At 71.6% G+C, this 22,273-nt stretch carries 18 protein-coding genes and 1 pseudogene; 12 read left to right on the top strand and 7 right to left on the bottom strand.

The features are described from left to right. Positions 1–169 precede the first annotated feature (169 nt). From gmd to O7613_RS05360, 3 genes are read left to right on the top strand one after another with little or no spacing between them, the layout of a single operon-like run. Entirely contained in the window at positions 170–1,183 is a 1,014-nt protein-coding gene (gmd, locus tag O7613_RS05370) for a GDP-mannose 4,6-dehydratase (RefSeq protein WP_282292502.1), read from the top strand. After that, positions 1,180–2,382 carry a glycosyltransferase gene (locus tag O7613_RS05365; RefSeq protein ID WP_282292501.1) on the top strand — a complete coding sequence of 401 codons (1,203 nt, stop codon included), beginning with the start codon at positions 1,180–1,182 and terminating at the stop codon, positions 2,380–2,382. Before gmd ends, O7613_RS05365 begins: the two co-directional genes overlap by 4 nt. Then, positions 2,379–3,503 carry a DegT/DnrJ/EryC1/StrS family aminotransferase gene (locus O7613_RS05360; protein WP_282292499.1) on the top strand — a complete coding sequence of 375 codons (1,125 nt, stop codon included), beginning with the start codon at positions 2,379–2,381 and terminating at the stop codon, positions 3,501–3,503. Before O7613_RS05365 ends, O7613_RS05360 begins: the two co-directional genes overlap by 4 nt. Before the next feature lie 9 nt (positions 3,504–3,512). Here the strand turns inward: O7613_RS05360 and O7613_RS05355 are convergent, their stop codons facing one another. The 5 genes from O7613_RS05355 to glgC all read right to left on the bottom strand — a co-directional run bounded on the left by O7613_RS05355 (position 3,513) and on the right by glgC (position 10,560). Next, positions 3,513–4,823 carry a hypothetical protein gene (locus O7613_RS05355; RefSeq protein ID WP_282292498.1) on the bottom strand — a complete coding sequence of 437 codons (1,311 nt, stop codon included), beginning with the start codon at positions 4,821–4,823 and terminating at the stop codon, positions 3,513–3,515. Then, positions 4,820–6,142, bottom strand: a complete 1,323-nt coding sequence (locus O7613_RS05350) for a hypothetical protein (protein WP_282292496.1) — start codon at positions 6,140–6,142, stop codon at positions 4,820–4,822. Before O7613_RS05350 ends, O7613_RS05355 begins: the two co-directional genes overlap by 4 nt. Before the next feature lie 61 nt (positions 6,143–6,203). Continuing rightward, positions 6,204–7,511 (bottom strand): hypothetical protein, encoded by a 1,308-nt coding sequence (locus tag O7613_RS05345; protein ID WP_282292494.1) that lies wholly within the window; start codon positions 7,509–7,511, stop codon positions 6,204–6,206. 144 nt (positions 7,512–7,655) lie between these two features. After that, on the bottom strand, positions 7,656–9,293 hold the full coding sequence (gene pgm, locus O7613_RS05340) for a phosphoglucomutase (alpha-D-glucose-1,6-bisphosphate-dependent) (protein ID WP_282292493.1): 1,638 nt from the start codon (positions 9,291–9,293) through the stop codon (positions 7,656–7,658). 34 nt (positions 9,294–9,327) lie between these two features. Continuing rightward, positions 9,328–10,560 carry a glucose-1-phosphate adenylyltransferase gene (gene glgC / locus O7613_RS05335; protein ID WP_281583899.1) on the bottom strand — a complete coding sequence of 411 codons (1,233 nt, stop codon included), beginning with the start codon at positions 10,558–10,560 and terminating at the stop codon, positions 9,328–9,330. A gap of 94 nt (positions 10,561–10,654) precedes the next feature. Between glgC and glgA the strand changes: the two genes are divergently transcribed. From glgA to O7613_RS05320, 3 genes and pseudogenes are all read left to right on the top strand, one after another. Further along, entirely contained in the window at positions 10,655–11,860 is a 1,206-nt protein-coding gene (gene glgA, locus O7613_RS05330) for a glycogen synthase (RefSeq protein ID WP_282292492.1), read from the top strand. A gap of 79 nt (positions 11,861–11,939) precedes the next feature. Continuing rightward, positions 11,940–12,494 carry a Uma2 family endonuclease gene (locus O7613_RS05325; protein WP_282292490.1) on the top strand — a complete coding sequence of 185 codons (555 nt, stop codon included), beginning with the start codon at positions 11,940–11,942 and terminating at the stop codon, positions 12,492–12,494. 125 nt (positions 12,495–12,619) lie between these two features. Continuing rightward, positions 12,620–12,760 (top strand): annotated as a pseudogene (locus O7613_RS05320) (methyltransferase domain-containing protein); the annotation flags it as partial. 97 nt (positions 12,761–12,857) lie between these two features. Here the strand turns inward: O7613_RS05320 and O7613_RS05315 are convergent. Both O7613_RS05315 and O7613_RS05310 read right to left on the bottom strand, forming a co-directional pair. Then, a complete protein-coding gene (locus tag O7613_RS05315; protein WP_282292488.1) occupies positions 12,858–13,955 on the bottom strand; it encodes a helix-turn-helix transcriptional regulator in 1,098 nt (365 codons plus the stop codon). Next, positions 13,952–14,110, bottom strand: coding sequence for a hypothetical protein (locus tag O7613_RS05310; protein WP_282292486.1), 159 nt, complete (start codon positions 14,108–14,110; stop codon positions 13,952–13,954). The genes O7613_RS05315 and O7613_RS05310 overlap by 4 nt, the downstream gene beginning before the upstream one ends. Positions 14,111–14,280: 170 nt before the next feature. On the opposite strand from O7613_RS05310, the gene O7613_RS05305 reads away from it, so the two are divergent. From O7613_RS05305 to glgB, 6 genes are all read left to right on the top strand, one after another. Next, the gene (locus O7613_RS05305) at positions 14,281–14,508 is read left to right on the top strand and encodes a winged helix-turn-helix domain-containing protein (RefSeq protein ID WP_282292484.1); all 228 of its coding nucleotides are present in this window, start codon (positions 14,281–14,283) and stop codon (positions 14,506–14,508) included. A gap of 136 nt (positions 14,509–14,644) precedes the next feature. Continuing rightward, entirely contained in the window at positions 14,645–15,295 is a 651-nt protein-coding gene (locus O7613_RS05300) for a DUF433 domain-containing protein (RefSeq protein ID WP_281583905.1), read from the top strand. Then, complete coding sequence (locus O7613_RS05295; protein ID WP_282292481.1) at positions 15,258–15,446, top strand: hypothetical protein; 189 nt, start codon at positions 15,258–15,260, stop codon at positions 15,444–15,446. Before O7613_RS05300 ends, O7613_RS05295 begins: the two co-directional genes overlap by 38 nt. 405 nt (positions 15,447–15,851) lie before the next feature. Further along, positions 15,852–17,447 carry an FAD-binding oxidoreductase gene (locus O7613_RS05290; protein WP_282292479.1) on the top strand — a complete coding sequence of 532 codons (1,596 nt, stop codon included), beginning with the start codon at positions 15,852–15,854 and terminating at the stop codon, positions 17,445–17,447. 90 nt (positions 17,448–17,537) lie between these two features. After that, positions 17,538–19,661, top strand: a complete 2,124-nt coding sequence (locus tag O7613_RS05285; RefSeq protein WP_282292477.1) for an alpha-1,4-glucan--maltose-1-phosphate maltosyltransferase — start codon at positions 17,538–17,540, stop codon at positions 19,659–19,661. Next, on the top strand, positions 19,649–21,751 hold the full coding sequence (gene glgB, locus O7613_RS05280) for a 1,4-alpha-glucan branching protein GlgB (protein WP_282292475.1): 2,103 nt from the start codon (positions 19,649–19,651) through the stop codon (positions 21,749–21,751). Before O7613_RS05285 ends, glgB begins: the two co-directional genes overlap by 13 nt. Positions 21,752–22,273 lie beyond the last annotated feature (522 nt).

Below are 22,273 nucleotides of genomic sequence, written 5' to 3'. Positions count from 1 at the left end.
GGGACACGAAACTGGTGGTAACAACGAGCGGAAGCCAATTCGGTGACTGCTCCTCGCAATTTGCGGGAGATTGTCGAACATTACCCGGAAACACAGAGTCAACGACCCGGAACCCGGTATAAGGGAGGCGCGCGGAAAATCATCCGGCACACGGCACGGGAGGAACTCCATGTCACGAGTGGCACTCATATCCGGCACCACCGGGCAGGACGGTAGCTACCTTTCGGAGTTCCTGCTCAACAAGGGCTACACGGTGCACGGGATAAAGCGAAGGTCCTCCTCGTTCAACACCGAGCGGATCGAGCGGATCGATGTCCATCCCCGCAGCGACGAGGCGCGCCTGTTCCTCCACTACAGCGACCTCTCCGACCCGGCCTCGCTGACCTCGCTGATCCGTGACATCCGGCCGGACGAGATATACAACCTCGGCGCGCAGAGCCACGTACGGGTCTCCTTCGACGTCCCGGGCTACACCGCGGACGTGACCGGGCTCGGCGCCCTACGGATGCTGGAGGCGACCCGGGCCGCCGGCGTCGACTGCCGCTTCTACCAGGCGTCCTCCTCGGAGATGTTCGGCTCCACCCCGCCCCCGCAGCGCGAGGAGACGCCGTTCCACCCCCGCAGCCCGTACGCGTGCGCCAAGGTCTACGCCTACTGGACGGCGGTCAACTACCGCGAGTCGTGGGACATGTTCTGCGTCAACGGCATCCTGTTCAACCACGAGAGCCCCCGCCGGGGCGAGAACTTCGTCACCCGCAAGGTCACCCGCGCGGTGGCCAGGATCGAGGCCGGCATCCAGGACAAGCTCTACCTGGGCAACCTCGACGCGGTGCGGGACTGGGGCTACGCCCCGGAGTACGTCGAGGCGATGTGGCTGGCCCTCCAGCAGGACACCCCCGACGACTACGTGGTGGCCACCGGCGAGGGGCACTCGGTCCGCGAGTTCGTCGAAACCGCCTTCGACCGGGTCGGGCTGGACTGGCAGAAGTACGTGGAGATCGACCCCGCCTACTTCCGTCCGGCCGAGGTCGACGCCCTCATCGGTGACTCCACCAGGGCCCGGCGTCGGTTGGGCTGGGCGCCGAAGACCCTCTTCAGCGACCTGGTGCGGGTGATGGTCGACGCCGACCGGCAGCTCCTGGAGGACGAGCGGATGGGACGCCTGGTGCGGGTGGACCGATGAGGATCATCGTCGATGCCACTCCGATCCGTCCGGGCCACGCCGCCGGGGTCGAGGCCTTCACCTACGGCCTGCTAGCCGGCATGGCCGCCGACACCTCCTGCGAACTGCGGGTAAACGTCCTGCGTGGCACCCTGCCACAGTGGCGCCGCCAGGTGCCCGCTCCCCGGCTCGGCTGGGCCGAGGTCGCCCAGCCGCTGCGTTCCGACACCGCCCCGGGTCAACTGCTGCGCCGCTGGACACCGACACGGGTCCGCGACTCCCTCGCCGTCCGCCGGGCGGTCAACGCGGTCCGGCAACGTTCGGTCCCCCAGCAGCGGGGGGTGGACGTCACGTTGTATCCGTTCCACAGCAACCCGATCGCCGTCGGCCCGTCGGTCGTCGTCGTGCACGACCTGCGGCACCTGCGGGCCGCCTTCCACGCGCCCGGCTTCGCCGCCGTGGTTCGGGAGAACGTGGCCCGCGCGTCCGCCGTCGTGGTCACCTGGCCCCACCCGTACCGGGAGACCCTGCGGCTGTTTCCCGAGGCGGCGGAGCGAACCGCGCTCATCCCGACCCCGACGTTCCAACCCGCGCCCGAACGCGCCGCCACCCGACCGGAACCGGGTCTGCTCGTCTACCCGTCCTCCACCGCACACCACAAGAACCACGCGACGCTGCTGGAGGCGATGGCGCTGCTCCCGCAGTGCCGGCTGGTCTGCCCCGGCCCGCTGGTCGAGCCCGAGGCCAGTCGCCTGCTCGCCCGCGCGGCGCAACCCGACCTGTGTGGCCGGGTGTCCTTCCCCGGCTTCGTCACCCTCGACGAGCTGAACGCCCTCTACGCCCGGACCGACGCCGTGGTGATCCCGTCGCTCTGGGAGGCGGCGAGCGGTGCGATGCTTGAGGCGTTCAGTTGGGGGCTCCCCGTCGCCTGCGCCGACGCCGAGCCGTTGCTGGCGCAACTGGAGTTCACCGGCGCGGAGGCGGCGGTCTTCCGGGCCACGGAGCCGGCCTCCCTGGCCGAGGCGGTCCAGCGGCTGCTGGCCGACCGGCCGCGCTACGCCGCCGCCGCCCGGCGCGCCAACGGCCGGTTGGCCGCCCGCACCTGGGCCGCGACCGGCGGCGACTACCTCGACGTGCTGCGGTGGGTGGCGGAGGGACGACCCGGGCCGATGCCGAGATCCGCGTTCGCCGCGGAACTCAGCGGGGAGGAAGCGTCATGAGCACGGCGGACGACCGTTATCCGGTGGCCCGGCCGAGCCTCTCCGAGTTGGAGGAACGGTACGTGGTCGACGCCCTGCGCAGCGGCTGGGTCTCCTCCCGGGGCCCCTACCTCGACGACTTCGAGGACCGCTTCGCCCGGCGGTGTGCCGCCGGCACGGCGCTGGCCACCGCCAACGGCACGGTCGCCCTGCACTTGGTCCTCGCCGCCGCCGGAATCGGACCGGGTGACGAGGTCATTGTGCCCGCGCTCACCTACGTGGCGACCGCGAACGCCGTCGCGTACTGCGGGGCGCGCGCCGTCTGCGTGGACGTGCTGCCACAGAGCTGGTGCGTCGACCCCACCGCGGTCCGGGCCGCGATCGGGCCGCGCACCCGGGCGGTCATCGCCGTCGACCTGTACGGCCACCCCGCCGACTACCCCGCCCTCCGCGCGCTGTGCCGACGGCACGGCCTGATCCTGGTCGCCGACGCGGCGGAGTCCTTCGGCGCCACGGCCGACGGACGCCCCACCGGCTCGCTCGCCGACGCGACCACCTTCTCCTTCTTCGGCAACAAGGTGATCACGGCGGGTGAGGGTGGCTGCGTGACCACCTCCGACGAGACGCTCGCCGCCCGGATGCGCCTGCTGCGCAACCAGGGCATGGACCCGCACCGGCGGTACTACTTCCCGGTGCTCGGCTACAACTACCGGATGACCAACCTGGGCGCGGCGCTGCTCTGCGCCCAGCTCGACCGCGCCGACGAGATCATCGCCCGGCGCGACGAGGTGATCGCCGGCTACGAGGCGCAGCTCGCCGACGAGCCGGCGCTGTCGGCGCAGCCGGTGGTCGCCGGGGTCCGCCGGGCACCGTGGATGGCCGCCTTCCTGGTCGGCCCGGAAGGGGACGCCACCTCCCGCGACACGCTCGCCCTGGCGCTCGATCGGCTCGGCGTGGAGACCCGGCCCTTCTTCGTGCCGATCCCCGACCTGCCCGCACACCGTGATCCGGCGGCACACTGCCCGGTGACCGCCGACCTGAGCCGGCGCGGCATCAACCTGCCCACGTATCCGGAGCTGACCGAGGCGGGGCTCAAGACGGTGGTGGAACGGGTCCGCGCCGCCCTGGCGAGCATCGCCTGACCCGTCGGCTCACCCGCCGGGCGGGACCGGGTCGAGCCCGCCGGGCGGGACCGGGTCGAGCCCGCCGGGCGGGACCGGGTCGAACCGGCGGGCCCGGGGCGCGCGGTGTCGCAGCAGCAGCAGGTAGCTGCCGGCCCAGGCGACCGCGCTGACCAGGGCGAGGAAGGCGAGCGCGCCGGCCGCGCCGGTCGCCCCGTACAGCACCGCCGCGACGACCACCCCCGGCACCCGCAGTCCGCCCAGCAGGACGCCGAGCAGGATCGCCCGCCGGCTCGCCCGCTCGACCCGCAGCCCGGCGAAGCCGACGGCGGCCGGCACCGCGAACAGGCTCTCCAGCGCCAGCAGCACCAGCAGGCTGCGGGCCAGGCCCCAGTTGGCACCGAGCAGCATCCGGCCCACCGCGTCGGGCAGGAGGGCGACCGCGACCGTCATCGGCAGGACGCCGGCGGTCACGAGCAGCGTCACCCGGACGGCCGCCCTGGTCCGCACCGCCCGCGACCCGGCGCGGCTGCGGGCCAGGTACGGCAGGGTCAGGGTGGCGGCGGTGGACAGCACCAGGTTCACCGGCCCGAGCAGGGTCCGTCCGGCGCTCAACGCGCCGACCACCGAGGTGCCCGCGAAGGCGGCCACCGCGCTCAGCGACAACTGCGCCGATCCGGTGGTCAGCAGGAACTGCGTACCGAACCCCACCGCGACGCGGCTCTCCGCCCGGCCGGCGCGCCAGCCGGGCCACAGGGCGTAGCCGCGACGGACCCCGACCACCACGCCGATCAGCGCGCCGCCGAGCGCCCAGCCGGCGACCACGGCCGGCGCGTCGACCAGCCGGAACAGGCCGGCCAGCACGGCACACCCGGTGACCGCCGCCCAGGCGGCCTCCTGGAACAGCGCTCCGGTCGGGGTGCCGACGCCGACGGCGATCGCCTTCGCGTAGTCGTAGAGCACCAGACCCGGCAGGGCAAGACCCACGAGCACCAGATAGGGCGAGCCGACGGCCGCGCCCGCGGCGCCGAGCGCGGCGCCGCAGACCGCGCCGAGCAGGGTGACCCTACGGGCGGCGGACGGGACGCCCGCCCCCGCCGCCAGCACCGCCTCGGTCACCATGCTGCGGACCAGCCCGGAGCCGAGCACGTAGAACGTGAAGGCGAGGGCGAACTCGCCCACCCCGCCGATCGACTCCAGCCGGGTGACGGTGATCGCCACCAGCAGGTTGCCGCCGCTGGACAACCCCCCGACGAGCAGGGCGAGCACGGCCCGACGGCCGCGCCGGGGGACGCCGGGGGCGTCTCTCCGGCCGACCCGGGAGCGGACCCGGACGGTCATCGGACGGCACCCACCGGCAGGGACAGGTGGTCGTCGCGCCGGGCGGGGGCGCTGCGGGTCGGCCCCAGCAGCAGGAGGACTGGCGCGGCCGACACCACGTGTTGCAGGAACCCGATGGTGGAGTCGGGATAGGTGCCGGACCAGAGCAGCACATCGGAGAAGACCAGGCAGAACAGGCTCAACCGGACCGGGCCGGGCCGCCCCCGCCACCGCAGCAGCAACGCCACGAAGCCGGCCCAGAAGGCGTGCACGGCCACCACACCCACCGGCCCGTCGAAGAACCAGATGTTACCCAGCAACAGAAAGCTGTAGGACGACGTCGGCCCACCACCGAGGAACTGGTTGATCCGCTGCCCGGTGGACAACGCCGGCCGCTCCGGGTCGAGCACCCGCGGCACGATCCCGTACCTGACGTAGTCGGCGACACCGGGCTGCCCGATCTCGACCGGCACGTCATAACCCGCCACCGCGGTGAGCTGACTGTCCAGACGGAGCCGGTCGGCGGCGGTGACCTGGGTGTCCACCACCACCCCCTGCGCGTCCCGGATGATGTTGCGCTGGGCGAACATGGCGGGCCAGGCGAGGAGGAGCACCACCGTCCAGAGCAGGAGGTGACGCAGCCGGAAGACGCCGCTGACGGCCCCGGCGGCGGCCACGAAGAACACCAGGGCGATCAGGGGCGCGGACCGGGCGGTCAGCACCGCGACGTACGCCTCCACGCCGACGAGCGCGGCCACCCAGCAGTACAGCTTCCGCGCCGAGAGCCGGCCGCCGAGATGGCTGCCCACCAACAGGGCGAAACCCAAAGTGCCCCAGCCCGAGAAGAGCGCGCACGCCATCGCGAGAGGAGTGTCGGACACTTCGCCGGACACCTGGCTGACGATGGTCCCCCGGCCGAGGTGGGCTCCGACGACGTTCGCCACGACGCCGGTCAGGGTCACCAGCCGGGCCACCGGATAGATCCGGGGATATCTGGCGGTCGCCTGCCGCATGCCCTGCCGCCACCGCGGATCGGGACGGCCGAAGAACAGACCGATCGTCTCCACACCGGCGCTGCCCAGCAACGCCAGGCCCACCAGGAGCACGATGAGACCGGTGTGCGGGTTGTCGTTGAGCACCGCCATCGGAAGGATGAACACCACGTAGGGGGCGAGCACCAGGAAGCTGACCGGATAACAGCGCAGCAACCCGCCGACCAGCTCCCGCCGACGTCTGGACCAGGAACCGGACTCCCGGCGGGCCCTCCCGGCGCCGCCCACCGGGAAACCGGCTCCGGCGTCGGCTGGCAGCCGGCCGGCGATCACCCTGGACCTGATCACGAGATCTCCCCTCACCGTGCGCCAAAGGAGCCAGCCGCCGCGGTGGACGCTTCCGGGACGGTCACCCGGGCTGGTCCACCGGGCGGGTCGCCTGTCCGCCCGGGCTGCGGGAGATGTGGCGGGCCAGCCACATCAGGATGAAGACCGTCATGGCCGACACCGTGTGTTGCAGGAACGCGATGGTGGAGTCGGGATAGGTCCCGGACCAGAGCAGCACATCGGAGAAGACCAGGCAGAACAGGCTCAACCGGACCGGGCCGGGCCGCCCCCGCCACCGCAGCAGCAACGCCACGAAGCCGGCCCAGAAGGCGTGCACGGCCACCACACCCACCGGCCCGTCGAAGAACCAGATGTTGCCCAGCAACAGGAACGTGTAGGACGACGTCGGCCCACCACCGAGGAACTGGTTGATCCGCTGCCCGGTGGACAACGCCGGCCGCTCCGGGTCGAGCACCCGCGGCACCAACCCGTACCTGACATAGTCCGCGACACCGGGCTGCCCGATCTCGACCGGCACGTCGTAACCCGCCACCGCGGTGAGCTGACTGTCCAGACGGAGCCGGTCCGCCGCCGTCACGTCACCGCTCACCTCGATGCCCTGGTCCTGCCGGATCTCGTTGCGGTGCGCGAACATCGCCGGCCAGAGCAGGAGCAACGCCACCGTGCCGAGCAGCAGGACCCGCAGCCGGAACACGCCGCAGACCGCGCCGGCGGTGACCGCGAAGAAGACGAAGCCGATCAGCGGGGCGGTGATGGCGGTCAGCATGGTGACGAGCACCTGGGTGGCGACGAGCGCGGCGAGCCAGCCGTACAGCTTCGCCCGGGACAGCCGGCCACCCAGGTAGCTCGCGACCAGCAGCGCGAAGCCGAGCGCGCCCCAACCGGAGAACAGCTTGGTCAGCGCCACCAGCGGCGCGTCGGACAGTTGCCCGGAGATCTGCGCGGTGATGCTCCCCCGGCCGAGACGCGCACCCAGCAGGTCGGCCGTGATGCTGGTGAGGGTCACCAGCCGGGCCACCTGGTAGATCCGGGGATATCGGGCGGTCGCCTGCCGCATGCCGTGCCGCCACTGCGGATCGGGACGGCCGAACAGCAGGCAGACCGTCTCCACCGAGATGCTGCCCAGCAGAGCCAGGCCCACCAGCAGCACGATGAACCCGGTGTGCGGGTTGTCGTTGAGCACCGCCATCGGAAAGATCGGCAACGCGTACGGGGCGAGCACCAGGAAGCTGACCGGATAGCACCGCAGCAGCCCGCCGACCAACTCCCGCCGGTGTCCCGGCCCGGCTCGGCGGGCCGGTTGCGCTGCCCGGGCGTCGATGACGTCGAACGTCAGTCCAGGGTTGGCGACCACCCCGGACCGGTTCATCAGATGTGCCCCTCACTGTTTTCCGTCGCCTCATGCGCAACGAGCCAGCCGGTGCCGCGACACGCCCACCACGGGGAAAGTGGCGGAACGCCGTCGTGCCCCCGTCCGGCGGGCGGACGGGGGCACGATGGGCGTCCCGGAGGGCTACGACAGCACGTCGTCGACCAGGGACTTGGCCTCCTCCTGGATCCGGGCGAGGTGCTCCGGACCCTGGAACGACTCGGCGTAGATCTTGTAGACGTCCTCGGTGCCCGACGGCCGGGCGGCGAACCAGCCCGACTCGGTGGTCACCTTCAGCCCGCCGATCGCGGCGCCGTTACCCGGCGCGGCGGTCAGGACCGCGGTGATCGGCTCGCCGGCCAGCTCGGTCGCGGTGACCTGCTCCGGCGACAGCTTCGCCAGGACCGCCTTCTCCTCCCGCCCGGCCGGTGCGTCGATCCGCGCGTAGGCCGGCGCGCCGAACCGGTCGGCCAGCTCGGCCCAGTGCTCGCTGGGGGTGCGCCCGGTCACCGCGATGATCTCGGCGGCGAGCAGGCAGAGCAGGATGCCGTCCTTGTCGGTGGTCCAGGTGCTGCCGTCGCGGCGCAGGAAGGACGCCCCGGCGCTCTCCTCGCCACCGAAGCCGACCGAGCCGTCGAGCAGGCCGGGCACGAACCACTTGAAGCCGACCGGCACCTCCAGCAGCGTCCGGCCCAGGTCGGCCGCGACCCGGTCGATCATCGAGGAGGAGACGAGCGTCTTGCCCACCGCCGCGGTCGGGCTCCACCGGTCCCGGGTACGGAACAGGTGGCCGATCGCCACCGCCAGGTAGTGGTTGGGGTTCATCAGCCCGGCGTCGGGCGTGACGATGCCGTGCCGGTCGGCGTCGGCGTCGTTGCCGGTGGAGACCTGGTATTTGTCGCGGGCGGCGATCAGCGAGGCCATCGCGTTCGGCGAGGAGCAGTCCATCCGGATCTTGCCGTCGCCGTCCAGGGTCATGAACCGCCAGGTCGGGTCCACCTCCGGGTTGATCACCGTGAGGTCGAGGCGGTGCCGCTCGGCGATCTCCCCCCAGTACGCCACGCTCGCCCCGCCCATCGGGTCGGCGCCGATGCGCACCCCGGCGTCCCGGATCGCGTCGATGTCGAGCGCGGCGGGCAGGTCGTCCACGTAGTGGGCGAGGAAGTCGTACGTCCCGGTGGTGTCGGCGGCGCGGGCCCGCGCGTACGGGATGCGCTTCACCTCCTTGAGCCCGGCGGCGAGGATCGCGTTCGCGCGGTCCTGGATCCACTTCGTGACGTCGGTGTCGGCGGGGCCGCCGTTGGTGGGGTTGTACTTGAACCCGCCGTCGGACGGCGGGTTGTGCGACGGGGTGATCACGACGCCGTCGGCGAGCCCCGAGGTGCGGCCGCGGTTGTGGGTGAGGATGGCGTGCGACGCCGCGGGGGTCGGGGTGTAGCCGTCGCGGCTGTCCCGCAGCACGGTGACGTCGTTGGCGGCCAGCACCTCCAGTGCGCTGACCTCGGCCGGCGCGGAGAGCGCGTGGGTGTCCCGGGCGAGGAACAGCGGGCCGTCGAGGCCCTGCTCCCGCCGGTAGTCGCAGAGCGCCTGGGTGACGGCCAGGATGTGATCTTCGTTGAACGCGTTGCGCAGGCTCGACCCGCGGTGCCCGGAGGTGCCGAAGGAGACCTGCTGCGCCGGGTCGCTCGGGTCCGGGTGCTCGGCGTAGTAGGCGGTGACCAGCCGGGGCACGTCGACCAGGTCGGCGGGCTCGGCGGGCTGTCCGGCGCGGGGGTGGGCCACTGCGGGGTCCTCCTCGATGGATGGGTGGGGCCGGTCAGGGCTCGATGCGCTGACCCTTGCCGATGACGACGACGCCGTTGTCGGAGACGGTGTAGCGCTGGCGGTCCCGCTCCAGGTCGACGCCGATCTCGGCGCCCTCCGGAACGGAGACGTTCTTGTCCAGGATCGCCCGCCGGACGACCGCGTGCCGGCCGATCTCGACACCCTCCATCAGGACGGCGCCGTCGACGTGCGCCCAGGAGTGCACCTTGACCTTGGGCGAGACGATCGAGTTCTCCACCAGCGAGCCGGAGATCACCGAGCCGGGCGAGACCATCGAGCTGACCGCCCGGCCGACCCGCTCGCCCCAGGCGTGCACGAACTTGGCCGGCGGGTACGGCGGCTGCTCGGTGTAGATCGGCCAGTCGAAGTTGTAGAGGTTGAACACCGGGTGCACGTTGATCAGGTCCATGTGGGCGTCGTAGAACGAGTCGAGCGTCCCCACGTCGCGCCAGTAGCCGCGGTCCCGGTCGGTGCTGCCCGGCACCTCGTTGTCCTTGAAGTCGTAGACGTTCGCCTCGCCGCGCTCGACGAGCATCGGGATGATGCTGCCACCCATGTCGTGCTTGCTGGTGCGGTCCTCCGCGTCGCGCTCGACCGCCTCGCAGAGCGCCTTGGTGGAGAAGACGTAGTTGCCCATCGAGGCGTAGATCTGGTCGGGCGCGTCGGGCAGTCCCACCGCGTCGGTGGGCTTCTCCCGGAACGCCCGGATCTGCTTGCCGTCGGCGCCGACCTCGATCACGCCGAACTGGTCGGCCATGCCCAGCGGCTGCCGGATCCCGGCCACGGTCACCCCGGCGCCGGAGGCGATGTGGTCCTCCACCATCTGCCGGGGGTCCATCCGGTAGATGTGGTCGGCGCCGAAGACGATCACATGGTCGGGCTGCTCGTCGTTGATCAGGTTGAAGCTCTGGTAGATCGCGTCGGCCGAGCCGGCGAACCACCACGGGCCGCGGCGCTGCTGCGCCGGCACGGGCGTGACGTAGTTGCCGAGGAGCGTCGACATCCGCCAGGTCTTGGTGATGTGACGGTCCAGGGAGTGGGACTTGTACTGGGTCAGCACGACGATCTTGAGAAAGCCGGCGTTCGCCAGGTTGGAGAGGACGAAGTCGACCATGCGGTACATCCCGCCGAAGGGGACGGCCGGCTTCGCCCGGTCGGTGGTCAGGGGCATGAGGCGCTTGCCCTCCCCGCCGGCCAGGACGATCGCGAGCACCTTGGCAGCCATGGTCAGACGCTATCCACCCCGCCGCGACTTCACCACTCGGACGGCGCAGTTGCGCACCCGGTGAGATCCGGCGGACTGCACTAAGGTGCCGGGCATGGCACCGTTGCGCGTCGACCTGCTCACCCGTGAATACCCGCCGGAGGTCTACGGCGGCGCCGGGGTGCACGTGGAATACCTGGCCCGCGAGCTGCGCCGGCTCGCCGAGGTGCGGGTGCACTGCTTCGGCGCGCCACGCGACGCCCCCGGCGTGACCGCGTACCCCGAACCGGCCGGGCTGGCCGGCGCGAACGCCGCGCTGCGCGTCATGGGCGTCGACCTGGAGATGGCCGCCGGCGCCGCCGGCACCGACGTGGTGCACAGCCACACCTGGTACGCGAACCTGGCCGGACACACCGCGAAGCTGCTGCACGGGGTGCCGCACGTGGTGACCGCGCACAGCCTGGAGCCGCTGCGCCCGTGGAAGGCCGAGCAGCTCGGCGGCGGGTACGCGCTCTCCTCCTGGTGCGAGCGGACCGCGTTCGAGGCCGCCGACGCGATCATCGCGGTGAGCGAGGGCATGCGGCGGGACGTGCTCACCGCCTACCCGGGGGTCAACCCGGACCGGGTCCGGGTGGTCTACAACGGCATCGACACCGCGCAGTACGCCCCGGACGCCGGCACCGACGTGCTCGACCGGCTCGGCATCGACCCGGCCCGGCCCAGCGTGGTCTACGTCGGGCGGATCACCCGGCAGAAGGGGCTGCCCTACCTGCTGCGGGCGGCCCGGGAGCTGCCCGCCGACACCCAGCTCGTGCTGCTCGCCGGCGCGCCGGACACCCCGGAGATCGGCGCCGAGGTCGAGGAGCTGGCCGCCGAGCTGCGGGCGAAGCGCTCGGGCGTGGTCTGGGTGGCGGCGATGCTGCCCAAGCACGAGGTGATCCAGGTGCTCACCCACGCCACGATCTTCGTCTGCCCGTCCGTCTACGAGCCGATGGGCATCGTCAACCTGGAGGCGATGGCCTGCGAGACGGCAGTGGTGGCCACCGCCACCGGCGGCATCCCCGAGGTGGTCGCGGACGGCGAGACCGGGCTGCTGGTGCCGATCGAGCAGGCCGGCGACGGCTCCGGCACGCCGCTGGACCCGGAGCGCTTCGTGGCCGACCTGGCCGACCGGATGAACGAGCTGCTGGCCGACCCGGCGCGGATCGCGGCGTTCGGCGCGGCGGGCCGGCGGCGCGCGGTGGAGCGCTTCTCGTGGTCGGCGATCGCCGAGCAGACGCTCACCCTCTACCGCGCCGTGCAAGGAGGGGCCCCCGCTTAACGCATTCGGTAGAGGCGGGGCCCCCTTTTAACAGGTGTCGACCGGGCCGTGGCCGTGTCGAGGCCGGTACGGTGCCGGGATGAGCGCGGACGCGGTTGGCAGATCGATGCCCCCGACCGTGTCGCTCGACGATCTGACCGCCATGATGGTCGCGGACGAGCACCATCGATACGAGATCAGCCCTGAGGGAGTGCTCTCGATCTTCCCGCCGCCGGGATACGCCCATGCGGTCGTCGCGACCCGGCTCCTGCTCTGGCTCGCCCAGGGCGGCGTACCGGCGGATCACATCGCCCAGGCCGTCGGGCTGCGCATTCCGGGCCGGCGTGGCGGTGTCGGCGGACGCATCCCGGATCTGGTGGTCTGGAGCAAGGCGCAGGCCGACGGGGTGTGGCTGCCGACGGCCGACGTCCTTCTCGTCGTCGAGATCGTCTCGCCCGGGTCCGAAGGCATCGACACGGTCACCAAGCGGAGCGAGTACGCCGCTGCCGGCATCCCGCAGTACTGGATCGTGGAGCAGGACCCGGCGCAGACGGTCGCCATGCACCGGCTGGACGGCGAGCGCTACGACGTGCGGGCGACCATGCCGCTCGCCTGGGTCCTCAACACCGACCCGGCCGAGTACGACCTCGGCTGATCCTGCCCGGTCTGGCCGCCACGACAGATCTTGGAAGCAAATGGCCCCCAGAGGGGCCGAAGTCTTCCAAGATCTCGGGGGCAGCCGGCAACTTGACGGGCTGGGCACCCCGCGCGGTTCTCGACGTGGGCTGCGGGACCGGGTCGCTGGCCGCCCTACTCACCCGGCATTGCCACACGGTCGTCGGCGTCGACCAGGCCGAGGCGTCTCTCGACGTCGCGCTGGCCACGGACAGAGCCGGCCGGGTCTGCTGGATCCGCGGGGAGGCCACAACGCTGCTGGCGCTCAACACCGGGTGCTCGACGTGCGGCCGGCACCCGACCGTCCCGACCGGGAGTTCGTGTTCGTCGCGCGGCGGGCAGGCTAGACGCGGAGCGCTGCGGCCAGGCTGGTCAGGCCGGGCGGGGCGGCCGGCGACCGCGCCACCACGGCGACCAGATCCCGAGCCGCCGGCCGGGCGTGCACCTCGCCGCGCGCGGTGCGCTCGGCCTCCAGCAGCGCCCGTCCCGCGCGGAGTCCGTCCCCGGCGCGGGCGTGCATGCGGGCCACGTCGAGCAGGTACGCGGCGCGGTGCTCGGCCGGCAACCACCGCCACTCGTCGCCGGTGGTCAGCCGCTCGTGGCGTACCGTCGCGGCCCTGACCTCGCCGAGGGCCGCCTCGGCGACCACCCCCGCGGCCTCGACCACGGCCCCGTCGCCGGCCTGCGCCGCCCGGTCGAGCAGCTTGCGGGCGGCGGGCCCGTCCCCACGGCCGGCGGCGGCGAGCGCGGCCTGCGCGAGCAGCGCGCCGCGCAGTCCGGGGTCGCCGACGCGGCCGGCGGCGACGAGTGCGGCCTCCAGCGCGGGTCGCCACCGGCCGGCCGATCGCAGGGCCTGGACCAGCGGTACGGAGGCGACGGCGACGAGCCGCGCGTCGGAGGCGGAGCGGGCGACGGCGATCGACCGGTCGGCGGCCAGCCAGGCGAGTTCCACTCGGCCCAGCTTCACCAGGGCCAGGGCGACCAGCCCGTACACCGGAACCAGCAGCGCGTCGGCCGCCGGGCCCGGGTCGGCGGCGCGGGCGTCGTCGAGCAGGTCGGGCAGGAGCGCGAGCAACGGCGGGTAGCGGGCGTGCCGGTAGCTCTGCTCCGCGTACTCCAGTCGGGCGCGCAACCGCGCGGGGTCGCTCGGCGCGGCGGCGGCCGGGAGGTGGTAGCGGGCGAGGGCGGCGCGCAGGCGCTCCAGGTCGGTGCGGGCCGGGGCCGACCGGCGCGGCTGCTCCGGGAGCAGGACGTCCAGGTCGATCCGGAGCGCGTCGGCGATCTCGCGGAGGTTCGATACCCGCTCCAACCGGCGTACTCCGCGTTCGACCTTGTCCACCCAGCTCTTGGACTTGCCGAGGCGGTCGGCGAACTGCTGCTGCGTCAGGTTGCGGCGCACCCGCCACTGGGCGACCCGCCGGCCCACCGGCAGTTCGTTCACCGAACCAACCCGAGCACAAGCAGTCCGAGTACGAGCAACGCCACGGTCACGCCGTAGGCGTACTGCCGCCGGGTGAGCGCCGGGCGCTCGGGCCGGCGCGGGCCGGGCACCCGGTCACCGTCCGGTATCCGTCCCTCATACGGTCGCTCACGCATCCACGCCTCCGTCAAGGTGCAGCCGGATATGAAGATCGGGAAGTTCCGTTGCTGACGAGAGCATCCCGACCACCTCAACTTAGAAGGCATAGCCTGCACAGTCAACAGAGCATGCACGGCGTGTCACTCCGAGTGCGAAGATCGAGTCGCTGACGAGAGGTGGCACCACCATGCCGCAGACACCGCTGTATGAGCAGATCATCGCCGATGTCACGGCCTCGATCCGTGCGGGCACCCTGCAACCCGGCGACAAGCTGCCGTCCATCGCCGAGCTGCGCGAGCAGTACCAGTCGAGTGCTTGGCCGGTTCGATATGCCCTGCGGATCCTGGACGAGCGGGGCTGGATCATCACCCACCAGGGCAAGGGCTCGTTCGTCGCGCCGAAGCCACCCGCCTAGCGGCCCGGCGACTCCGGCTGCACCGCGTCCGCCACGTCGGTGTCGAGCACGACGCCGAGCGGCGGCGCGGTTTAGCCTGACGGGGCCGCAGATCCTGCGCTCGGTGTGGGATCCTCGACGAGGAGGAGGTGAGGGCATGATCGACCGATTCACCGTGCCGCTACTGACTCCGCTGGAGGCGTCCGAGCACCTCCAGGTGCCGGAGCGCACCATGCACCGCTGGCTGAGCGAGAACGCCGCCGGGCATCCCTTGGTGCACAGCATCAAGCCGCAACGCCGAGGCCACCCTTCGGTGCCGTTCGTGGCTCTGGTCGAGGCATACGTGCTGCGCTCACTGCGCAAGCTCGGCCTCCCCACGGACAAGATCCGAGCCGCCGCGACCGACATCCGACGGCAGTTCGACACCGAGTACGGGTTGGCGAGCCGGCGCATCGCGACCGACGGCGTCGACGTCTTCATCCACTATCTGGACACTGACGAGCTGGCCCGCGCAGGTGACCGGCAGATGCCCCTGCGCCAGGTCATCAACGACTACCTCCGCTACATTGCCTGGGCCGACGACGACGAGTTCCCCACCAGGCTCACCCTTCGTCGATACGATCCCGCGATCGCGGAGGTGGTGATCGACCCGCGTTTCGCCTGGGGTGCACCGATCATCGAAACCGCGAAGGTCCCCGTTTCCGCCGTGCTGGGCATGTGGAGAGCTGGAGAACCACTCGATGTCGTCGCCGACGAGTACGGTCTGACCGTTGACCAGGTCGAAGCGCTCGTCCGGGTCGCCGCCTGAGTTCTTTGCCGATCGTTGTCTGGGCAAGGGCGCGCCGCGCCTCCTGATCACCAGGGGCTGGCTCATCCACCTCATCGGCGATCACTTCCATGACGATGCGCAGCACGTCAGCGACCCGGACTGGATCGAGTACGGCCTGAGTCGAGGCTAGGCGCTCCTCACCCAAGATCTGCGCATCTCCACCCAGATCGAGGTGCATACTCTGCTCCGCCGGTTCAAAGCGTGCATTCACTGCCTGGACAGCTCCGAGCTACCGGTGCAGGCGCGGGCTGATCGCTTCGACGCCCAACGCGGAGCCATCCACCAGACGGTGCTTGACCGGCGTACCGGCTTCTTCGTCATCCACGAGAAGGGGCCACCCCGACGCAAGCGGTGAGCCTTTGGTCAAGCCTTCTCCGCCAATCCTCCCGTGCTGTTTCCGCTCGGGCGTCCGCCGCCCATACGGGTCGCCACAACAGGTGAAAGCCGCTCAACCCGCACGAGAAGTCACCACTCCCGCCGAATCATGAGCGGAGAGGTGATCGCCTCCCGGAGCTGCGGGTGTGAGGACAGCGGAATGATCAACAGGCGGGATGTGCTGCGGGCCGGCGCGGCGGGCGCGTTGGGGACCGGTCTGGTGGGTGTGCTGTCACCGGCCACCGCCGCCACCCCGGACCCGGAGGCGGCGGAGCGGGTCAGCCGGCGGGACTGGGAGCGGCTGGCGCGCGCGCTGTCGCCGGCCTCCACTCTCTACCGGCCGTCGGACGCCAGCTATCCGCCGTTGGCGCTGCCGTTCAACCACAGGTACGCCGGCACCCACCCGGCGGGCATCGTGACCTGCGCCAACACCCGGGACGCCCGGACCGCGATCCGCTGGGCCCGCGCGGTGGGGCTGCCCACGGTGCCGCGCTCCGGGCTGGGCCACAACTACGCCGGCTACTCGGTCACCCCCGGCCTGTTGCTCAACATGGCCCGGATGAAGGGGATCGTCACCAACCCGCTGCCGGCCACCCCGCCGGCCCGGGCCTACGGGCCGATCAAGGTCACCCACGGCGCGGGCACCCTCACCGTGGGAGCCGGGGTCGTCAACGCCGACCTGCACCCGCTGCTGGAGGACCGGGGCATGTTCGTGCCGACGGGCCGCTGCCCCAGCGTCGGCGTGGCCGGGCTGGTGCTCGGCGGCGGCATCGGGTTCAGCGACAAGATGTTCGGCCTGACCTGTGACCGGCTGGTCTCGACGACGGTGGTGCTCGCCGACGGTCGTGTGGTGGAGGCCAGCCAGGAATCGCACCCCGACCTGTTCTGGGCCTGCCGGGGCGGGGCGGGGAACAACTTCGGGGTGAACACCTCCTTCACGTTCCAGTACGAGCGGTTCGAGGGGAACGTCGGCGTCTACCGGTTGCGCTGGAGCCTGGACTCGGTGCTGCCGGTGCTCGCCGCCGCGCAGCGGGCCGCCGTGGACACCCTGCACGACAGGCGGTTCCACCTGCGCGTCGGCATCGGGACGAACGGGTTCACCCGGGAGCAGATCCGGGCCAACGCGAACGTCAACGCCATCGGCCAGTTCTACGGCCCGGTCGAGGAACTGCGCGCCATCCTGGCCCCGCTGCTCGACATCGGCACCGCCGAGGAGCGCGCCCGCAACAGCGCGGCGGTGCGCGAGGTCACCCCCGCCGAGGCGAGCGCGCTGCTGAGCGCCACCACGCCGGTGGAGAAGTTCGCCGCCAAGTCGGCGGTGCTGCACCTGGCGACCCTGCTCACCGACGACCAGGTCGCCGCCGCCGCCGCGCGGCTGCTGGACTGGCCGGGCAGCGGCAACCCGGACGGGGCCGGGTTCGCGATGTTCGCCCTCGGTGGCGAGATCAACCAAGTGCCACCGGACGCCACGGCGTTCGTGCACCGCGACGGCGTGTTCATCTTCGCCGCCGAGACCTCCTGGGCGGACTACGACTCGCGTCGCGTCGCCACCGCCAACCTGAGCTGGCTCGACGAGTTCTACCGCGACATCTTCGGTGCCACGCCGCCCCGGCACGCCTACCAGAACTTCCCCGACCCGACGCTGCGGGACTGGCGGCGGGCCTACTACGGCACCAACTACCCCCGCCTCGTCCGGGTGAAGCGGAGATACGACCCGACCGACTACTTCACCTATCCGCAGGGGATCGGGAGCTGACCGGCGGCGCGCGCGCCGGCCGCCGACCCGGATCCGGTGCTTCGGCGGCGCACCCGAGCGCGAGACGATCTCGCGCAGTAGGTTGGGCGGGTGACTGGACGGTTCCCGATCGAAGACGTCTCCCCCGTCGTCGCCTGCGGTCGCTACCCGGCCAAGGCGGTGGTCGGCGAGGTCGTACCGGTGTCGGCCCGGGCCTACCGCGAGGGCCACGACGCGCTCGGCTGCAATGTGGTCTGGCTCGGCCCGGACGGCGCGGCCCGCCCGTTCACCCGGATGCGCGCCGGCGAGCCGGGGCAGGACCGCTGGCACGCCACCATCCGCCCGGACGCGGTCGGCGAGTGGCGGTTCACCGTCGAGGCGTTCCAGGATCCCTACCTGACCTGGCAGAACGCGGTGACGAAGAAGCTGGCGGCCGGGCAGGGCGCGGCCGAGCTGGCGAACGACCTGGCCGAGGGCGTCCGCGTGCTGACCGCCGCGCTCGACCTGGTGCCGAAGGCCGAGCGGAAGCGGGTACGGGCAGCCGCGAAGGCGCTGCGCGACGAGAAGGCGGACCTGCCGCGCCGGGTCAGCGCGGCGCTCGACCTGGCCGACCTGCTCTGGGCGCACCCGGTGCGCGAGTTGGTCACCACGGGCGACGAGCGCACGCTGTGGGTGGACCGTCCGCGGGCACTCTTCTCCGCCTGGTACGAGTTCTTCCCCCGCTCCGAGGGCGCGATCGCGGCCACCGCGGACGCGCCGGCCCGCTCCGGCACGTTCACCACCGCGCTCGACCGCCTGCCGGGGGTGGCCGCGATGGGCTTCGACGTGCTCTACCTGCCGCCGATCCACCCGATCGGCCGGGTCAACCGCAAGGGCCGCAACAACGCGCTCGCCGCCGGGCCGGACGACGTCGGCTCGCCGTGGGCGATCGGCGCGGCCGAGGGCGGCCACGACGCCATCCACCCCGACCTGGGTACGCCGGAGGACTTCCGCGACTTCGTCACCGCCGCCGCCGAGCAGGGCCTGGAGGTGGCGATGGACCTGGCGTTGCAGTGCGCGCCGGACCACCCGTGGGTCACCGAGCACCCGGAGTGGTTCACCACCCGGGCCGACGGCAGCATCGCGTACGCGGAGAACCCGCCCAAGAAATACCAGGACATCTACCCGCTGAACTTCGACAACGATCCGGAGGGCATCCGAGCCGAGATCCTGCGGGTGGTCCTGCACTGGGTCGGCGAGGGCGTGCGGATCTTCCGGGTCGACAACCCGCACACCAAGCCGTTCGACTTCTGGCACTGGCTGATCGCCGAGGTCAAGCGCGTCGACCCGGACGTGCTGTTCCTGGCCGAGGCGTTCACCCGCCCGGCGATCATGCACGGGCTGGGCAAGATCGGCTTCACCCAGTCGTACACCTATTTCACCTGGCGGACGACGGCGGCCGAGATGCGGGAATACTGCGAGGAACTGGTCGCCTCGGCCGACTGGATGCGGCCGAACTTCTGGCCCAACACCCCCGACATCCTGCACGAGTCGTTGCAGCACGGCGGCCCGCCGATGTTCAAGATCCGGGCGGTGCTGGCGGCGCTGCTCTCCCCCTCCTGGGGCATGTACGCGGGGTTCGAGCTGTTCGAGCACACCGCCCGCCCCGGCGCGGAGGAATACCTCGACAACGAGAAGTACGAGCTGCGCCCCCGGGACTGGGACGGCGCGCTGGCGCGGGGGCGGTCGCTGGCGCCGTTCATCACCACGCTCAACCGGGTCCGCCGCGACAACCCGGCCCTGCACCAGCTCCGCAACCTGCGTTTCCACGACATCGACAACCCGGCGCTGCTGTGCTGGTCGAAGCACGACCCGGACACCGGCAACACGGTCATCGTGGTCTGCTCGTTCGACTCCCGCACCGTGCAGTGGGGCAACACCACCCTGGACATGCCGGCGCTCGGCTTCGACTGGCATGAGCGGTTCACCGTGCGCGACGAGCTGACCGGCGCGGAATACGACTGGGGGCAGCGCAACGCGGTGCGCCTGGACCCCTACCTGCAACCGGCGCACGTGCTCACGGTGCGCCGCCCCACACCGCCGCCCGCCGACGAGCCGGCACACCCGGCCGCGCCCGACCTGACCGTCGAAGACGTACCCGCCGACCTGTCCGGCGGCACCGCACCCACCGCACCCACCGCACCCACCGCACCTACCGCATCGGCCGAGAAGGACGACCCACGATGGACCAGCTGATCGCCGGTGAGGCGCACGACCCGCACGCCGTGCTCGGCGCGCACCCGGCCGACGGGAGCACCACCGTCCGCACGCTGCGCCGGGGCGCGGGCGAGGTGACCCTGCTCGTCGACGGCGACCGGCACCCGATGAAACGGGTGCACGACGTGGGCGTGTTCGAGGCGGTCGTCCCCGGCGAGGTGCTCGACTACCGGGTCGAGGTGGACGGCGCGACGCTCGACGACCCCTACCGCTATCCCCCCACGCTCGGCGATCTGGACCTGCACCTGATCGGCGAGGGGCGACACGAACGGCTCTGGGCGGCGCTCGGCGCCCGGGTCTTCGACGAGGGCGTGGCGTTCACGGTGTGGGCGCCCAACGCCCGCGGCGTGCGGCTGGTCGGCGACGTCACCGGCTGGGGGCCGGACGACGGCTGGCCGATGCGTTCGCTCGGGTCCAGCGGCGTGTGGGAGATCTTCGTGCCCGGCATGCCGGCCGGCAGCCGCTACAAGTACCGCATCCTCGGCCCCGACGGGCAGTGGCGGGACAAGGCCGACCCCCTCGCCGCCCGCACCGAGGTGCCGCCGGCCACCGCATCCGTCGTCCACCATTCCCGGTACGAGTGGGGCGACGCCGACTGGATGGAACACCGGGCGGCGCGGCAACCCCACCAGGAGCCGATGAGCGTGTACGAGGTGCACCTGGGTTCCTGGCGACCCGGCCTGAGCTACCGCGAGCTGGCCGAGCAGCTCACCGCGTACGTGCTCGAAACGGGCTTCACCCACGTGGAGTTCCTGCCGGTGATGGAGCACCCGTTCGGCGGCTCGTGGGGCTACCAGGTCACCGGCTACTACGCGCCCACCGCCCGCTTCGGCGACCCGGACGACTTCCGCCACCTCGTCGACAAGCTGCACGCCGCCGGCATCGGGGTGATCCTCGACTGGGTGCCCGCCCACTTCCCCAAGGACGAGTGGGCCCTCGCCCGCTTCGACGGCACCCCGCTCTACGAACACCCCGACCCGCGCCGCGGCGAACACCCCGACTGGGGCACGTACGTCTTCGACTTCGGCCGCAACGAGGTACGCAACTTCCTGGTCGCCAACGCGCTCTACTGGCTGGACGAGTTCCACGTCGACGGGCTGCGGGTCGACGCGGTCGCCTCGATGCTCTACCTCGACTACTCCCGGCAGGAGGGACAGTGGGCCCCGAACGTGCACGGCGGCCGGGAGAACCTGGAAGCCATCGCGTTCTTCCAGGAGGTCAACGCCACCGTCTACCGGCACCACCCGGGCGTGCTGATGATCGCCGAGGAGTCCACCGCCTGGCCGGGGGTCACCAAGCCGACCTCGGACGGCGGGCTCGGCTTCGGCTTCAAGTGGAACATGGGCTGGATGCACGACACCCTGCTCTACACCTCGAAGGACCCGATCTACCGCCAGCACCACCACCATCAGCTCACGTTCTCCCTGGCGTACGCCTGGAGCGAGAACTACGTGCTGCCGATCAGCCACGACGAGGTGGTGCACGGCAAGGGCTCGCTGACCGGCAAGATGCCCGGCGACACCTGGCAGCGGCTGGCGAACGTGCGGGCGCTGCTGGCGTACATGTGGGCGCACCCCGGCAAGCAACTGCTCTTCATGGGCTGCGAACTCGCCGACGACCGGGAGTGGAGCGAGGAACGCGGCCTCGACTGGTATCTGCTGCACGACCCGGCGCGGGCCGGCGTGCAACGGCTGGTCGCCGACCTGAACCGCGCCTACCGGGCCACGCCGGCACTGTGGGCGCAGGACACCGACCCGGCCGGCTTCCGCTGGATCGCCGGCGACGACGTCGCCAACAACGCGGTGTCGTTCATCCGGATCGCCCCGGACGGGCAGACGCTCGTGTGCGTGGCGAACTTCTCGGCGACGCCGCTTGAGGACTACCGGATCGGCCTGCCGGCGGGCGGGACGTGGACCGAGGCGTTGAACACCGACGCCCACCACTACGGCGGGTCGGGGGTGGGCAACCTGGGCGAGGTGCATGCGGAGAACGTCCCGTGGCACGGCCTGCCCGCGTCGGCGTCCCTGCGCGTCCCCCCGCTGGGCGTCCTCTGGCTCCGCCAGGACTGACAAGGCGACCGCCCTGGCGGGAAAGTGGGCCGCCAGGGCTCGATCTTAATGTCGGGCGAGGCTGATGAGCGAGACGAGAAGCAGGAGAGATCCGACAACAAGCCCTGCAGCCGGAAAGATCAACGACTGGCCGATGACCATTTGTCGCCGGAATATCCCGACCACGGAGATCAGAATTATCCCCAGGCCAACGATTATTCCCACTTCTGGTTGAGGATTCTCCCGCACCCCGGCAGCGATAAAATTCCCTTGCTCTACCACGCTATCACCTGCCGTCGCCACGTCGGTCCCGCTGAAACACCCACGCCAACACTCACCCCTACACCAATCGTCGGCTCACTTTAGCCGTCAGCAAGTTGTCAGCTTTGCCGCCGAGGGCCCCGCCCCCGCATTCGAAGGTATCGAGGGGCGCCGAGCAGCGTCCTCGTGGAGTACATCACCGCGCCGAAGCCGACAAACACTGTAACGATCCACGTCAATTTACCGATGACGACGTCAGCGAACTCAAGCGGGGCACTGGCA

The organism is Micromonospora sp. WMMD975 (genome assembly GCF_029581215.1).
Taxonomy (GTDB): Bacteria; Actinomycetota; Actinomycetes; order Mycobacteriales; family Micromonosporaceae; genus Micromonospora.
The sequence above is the reverse complement of the archived record's forward strand: the minus strand, read 5'-3'. Positions and strand labels throughout refer to the sequence as shown.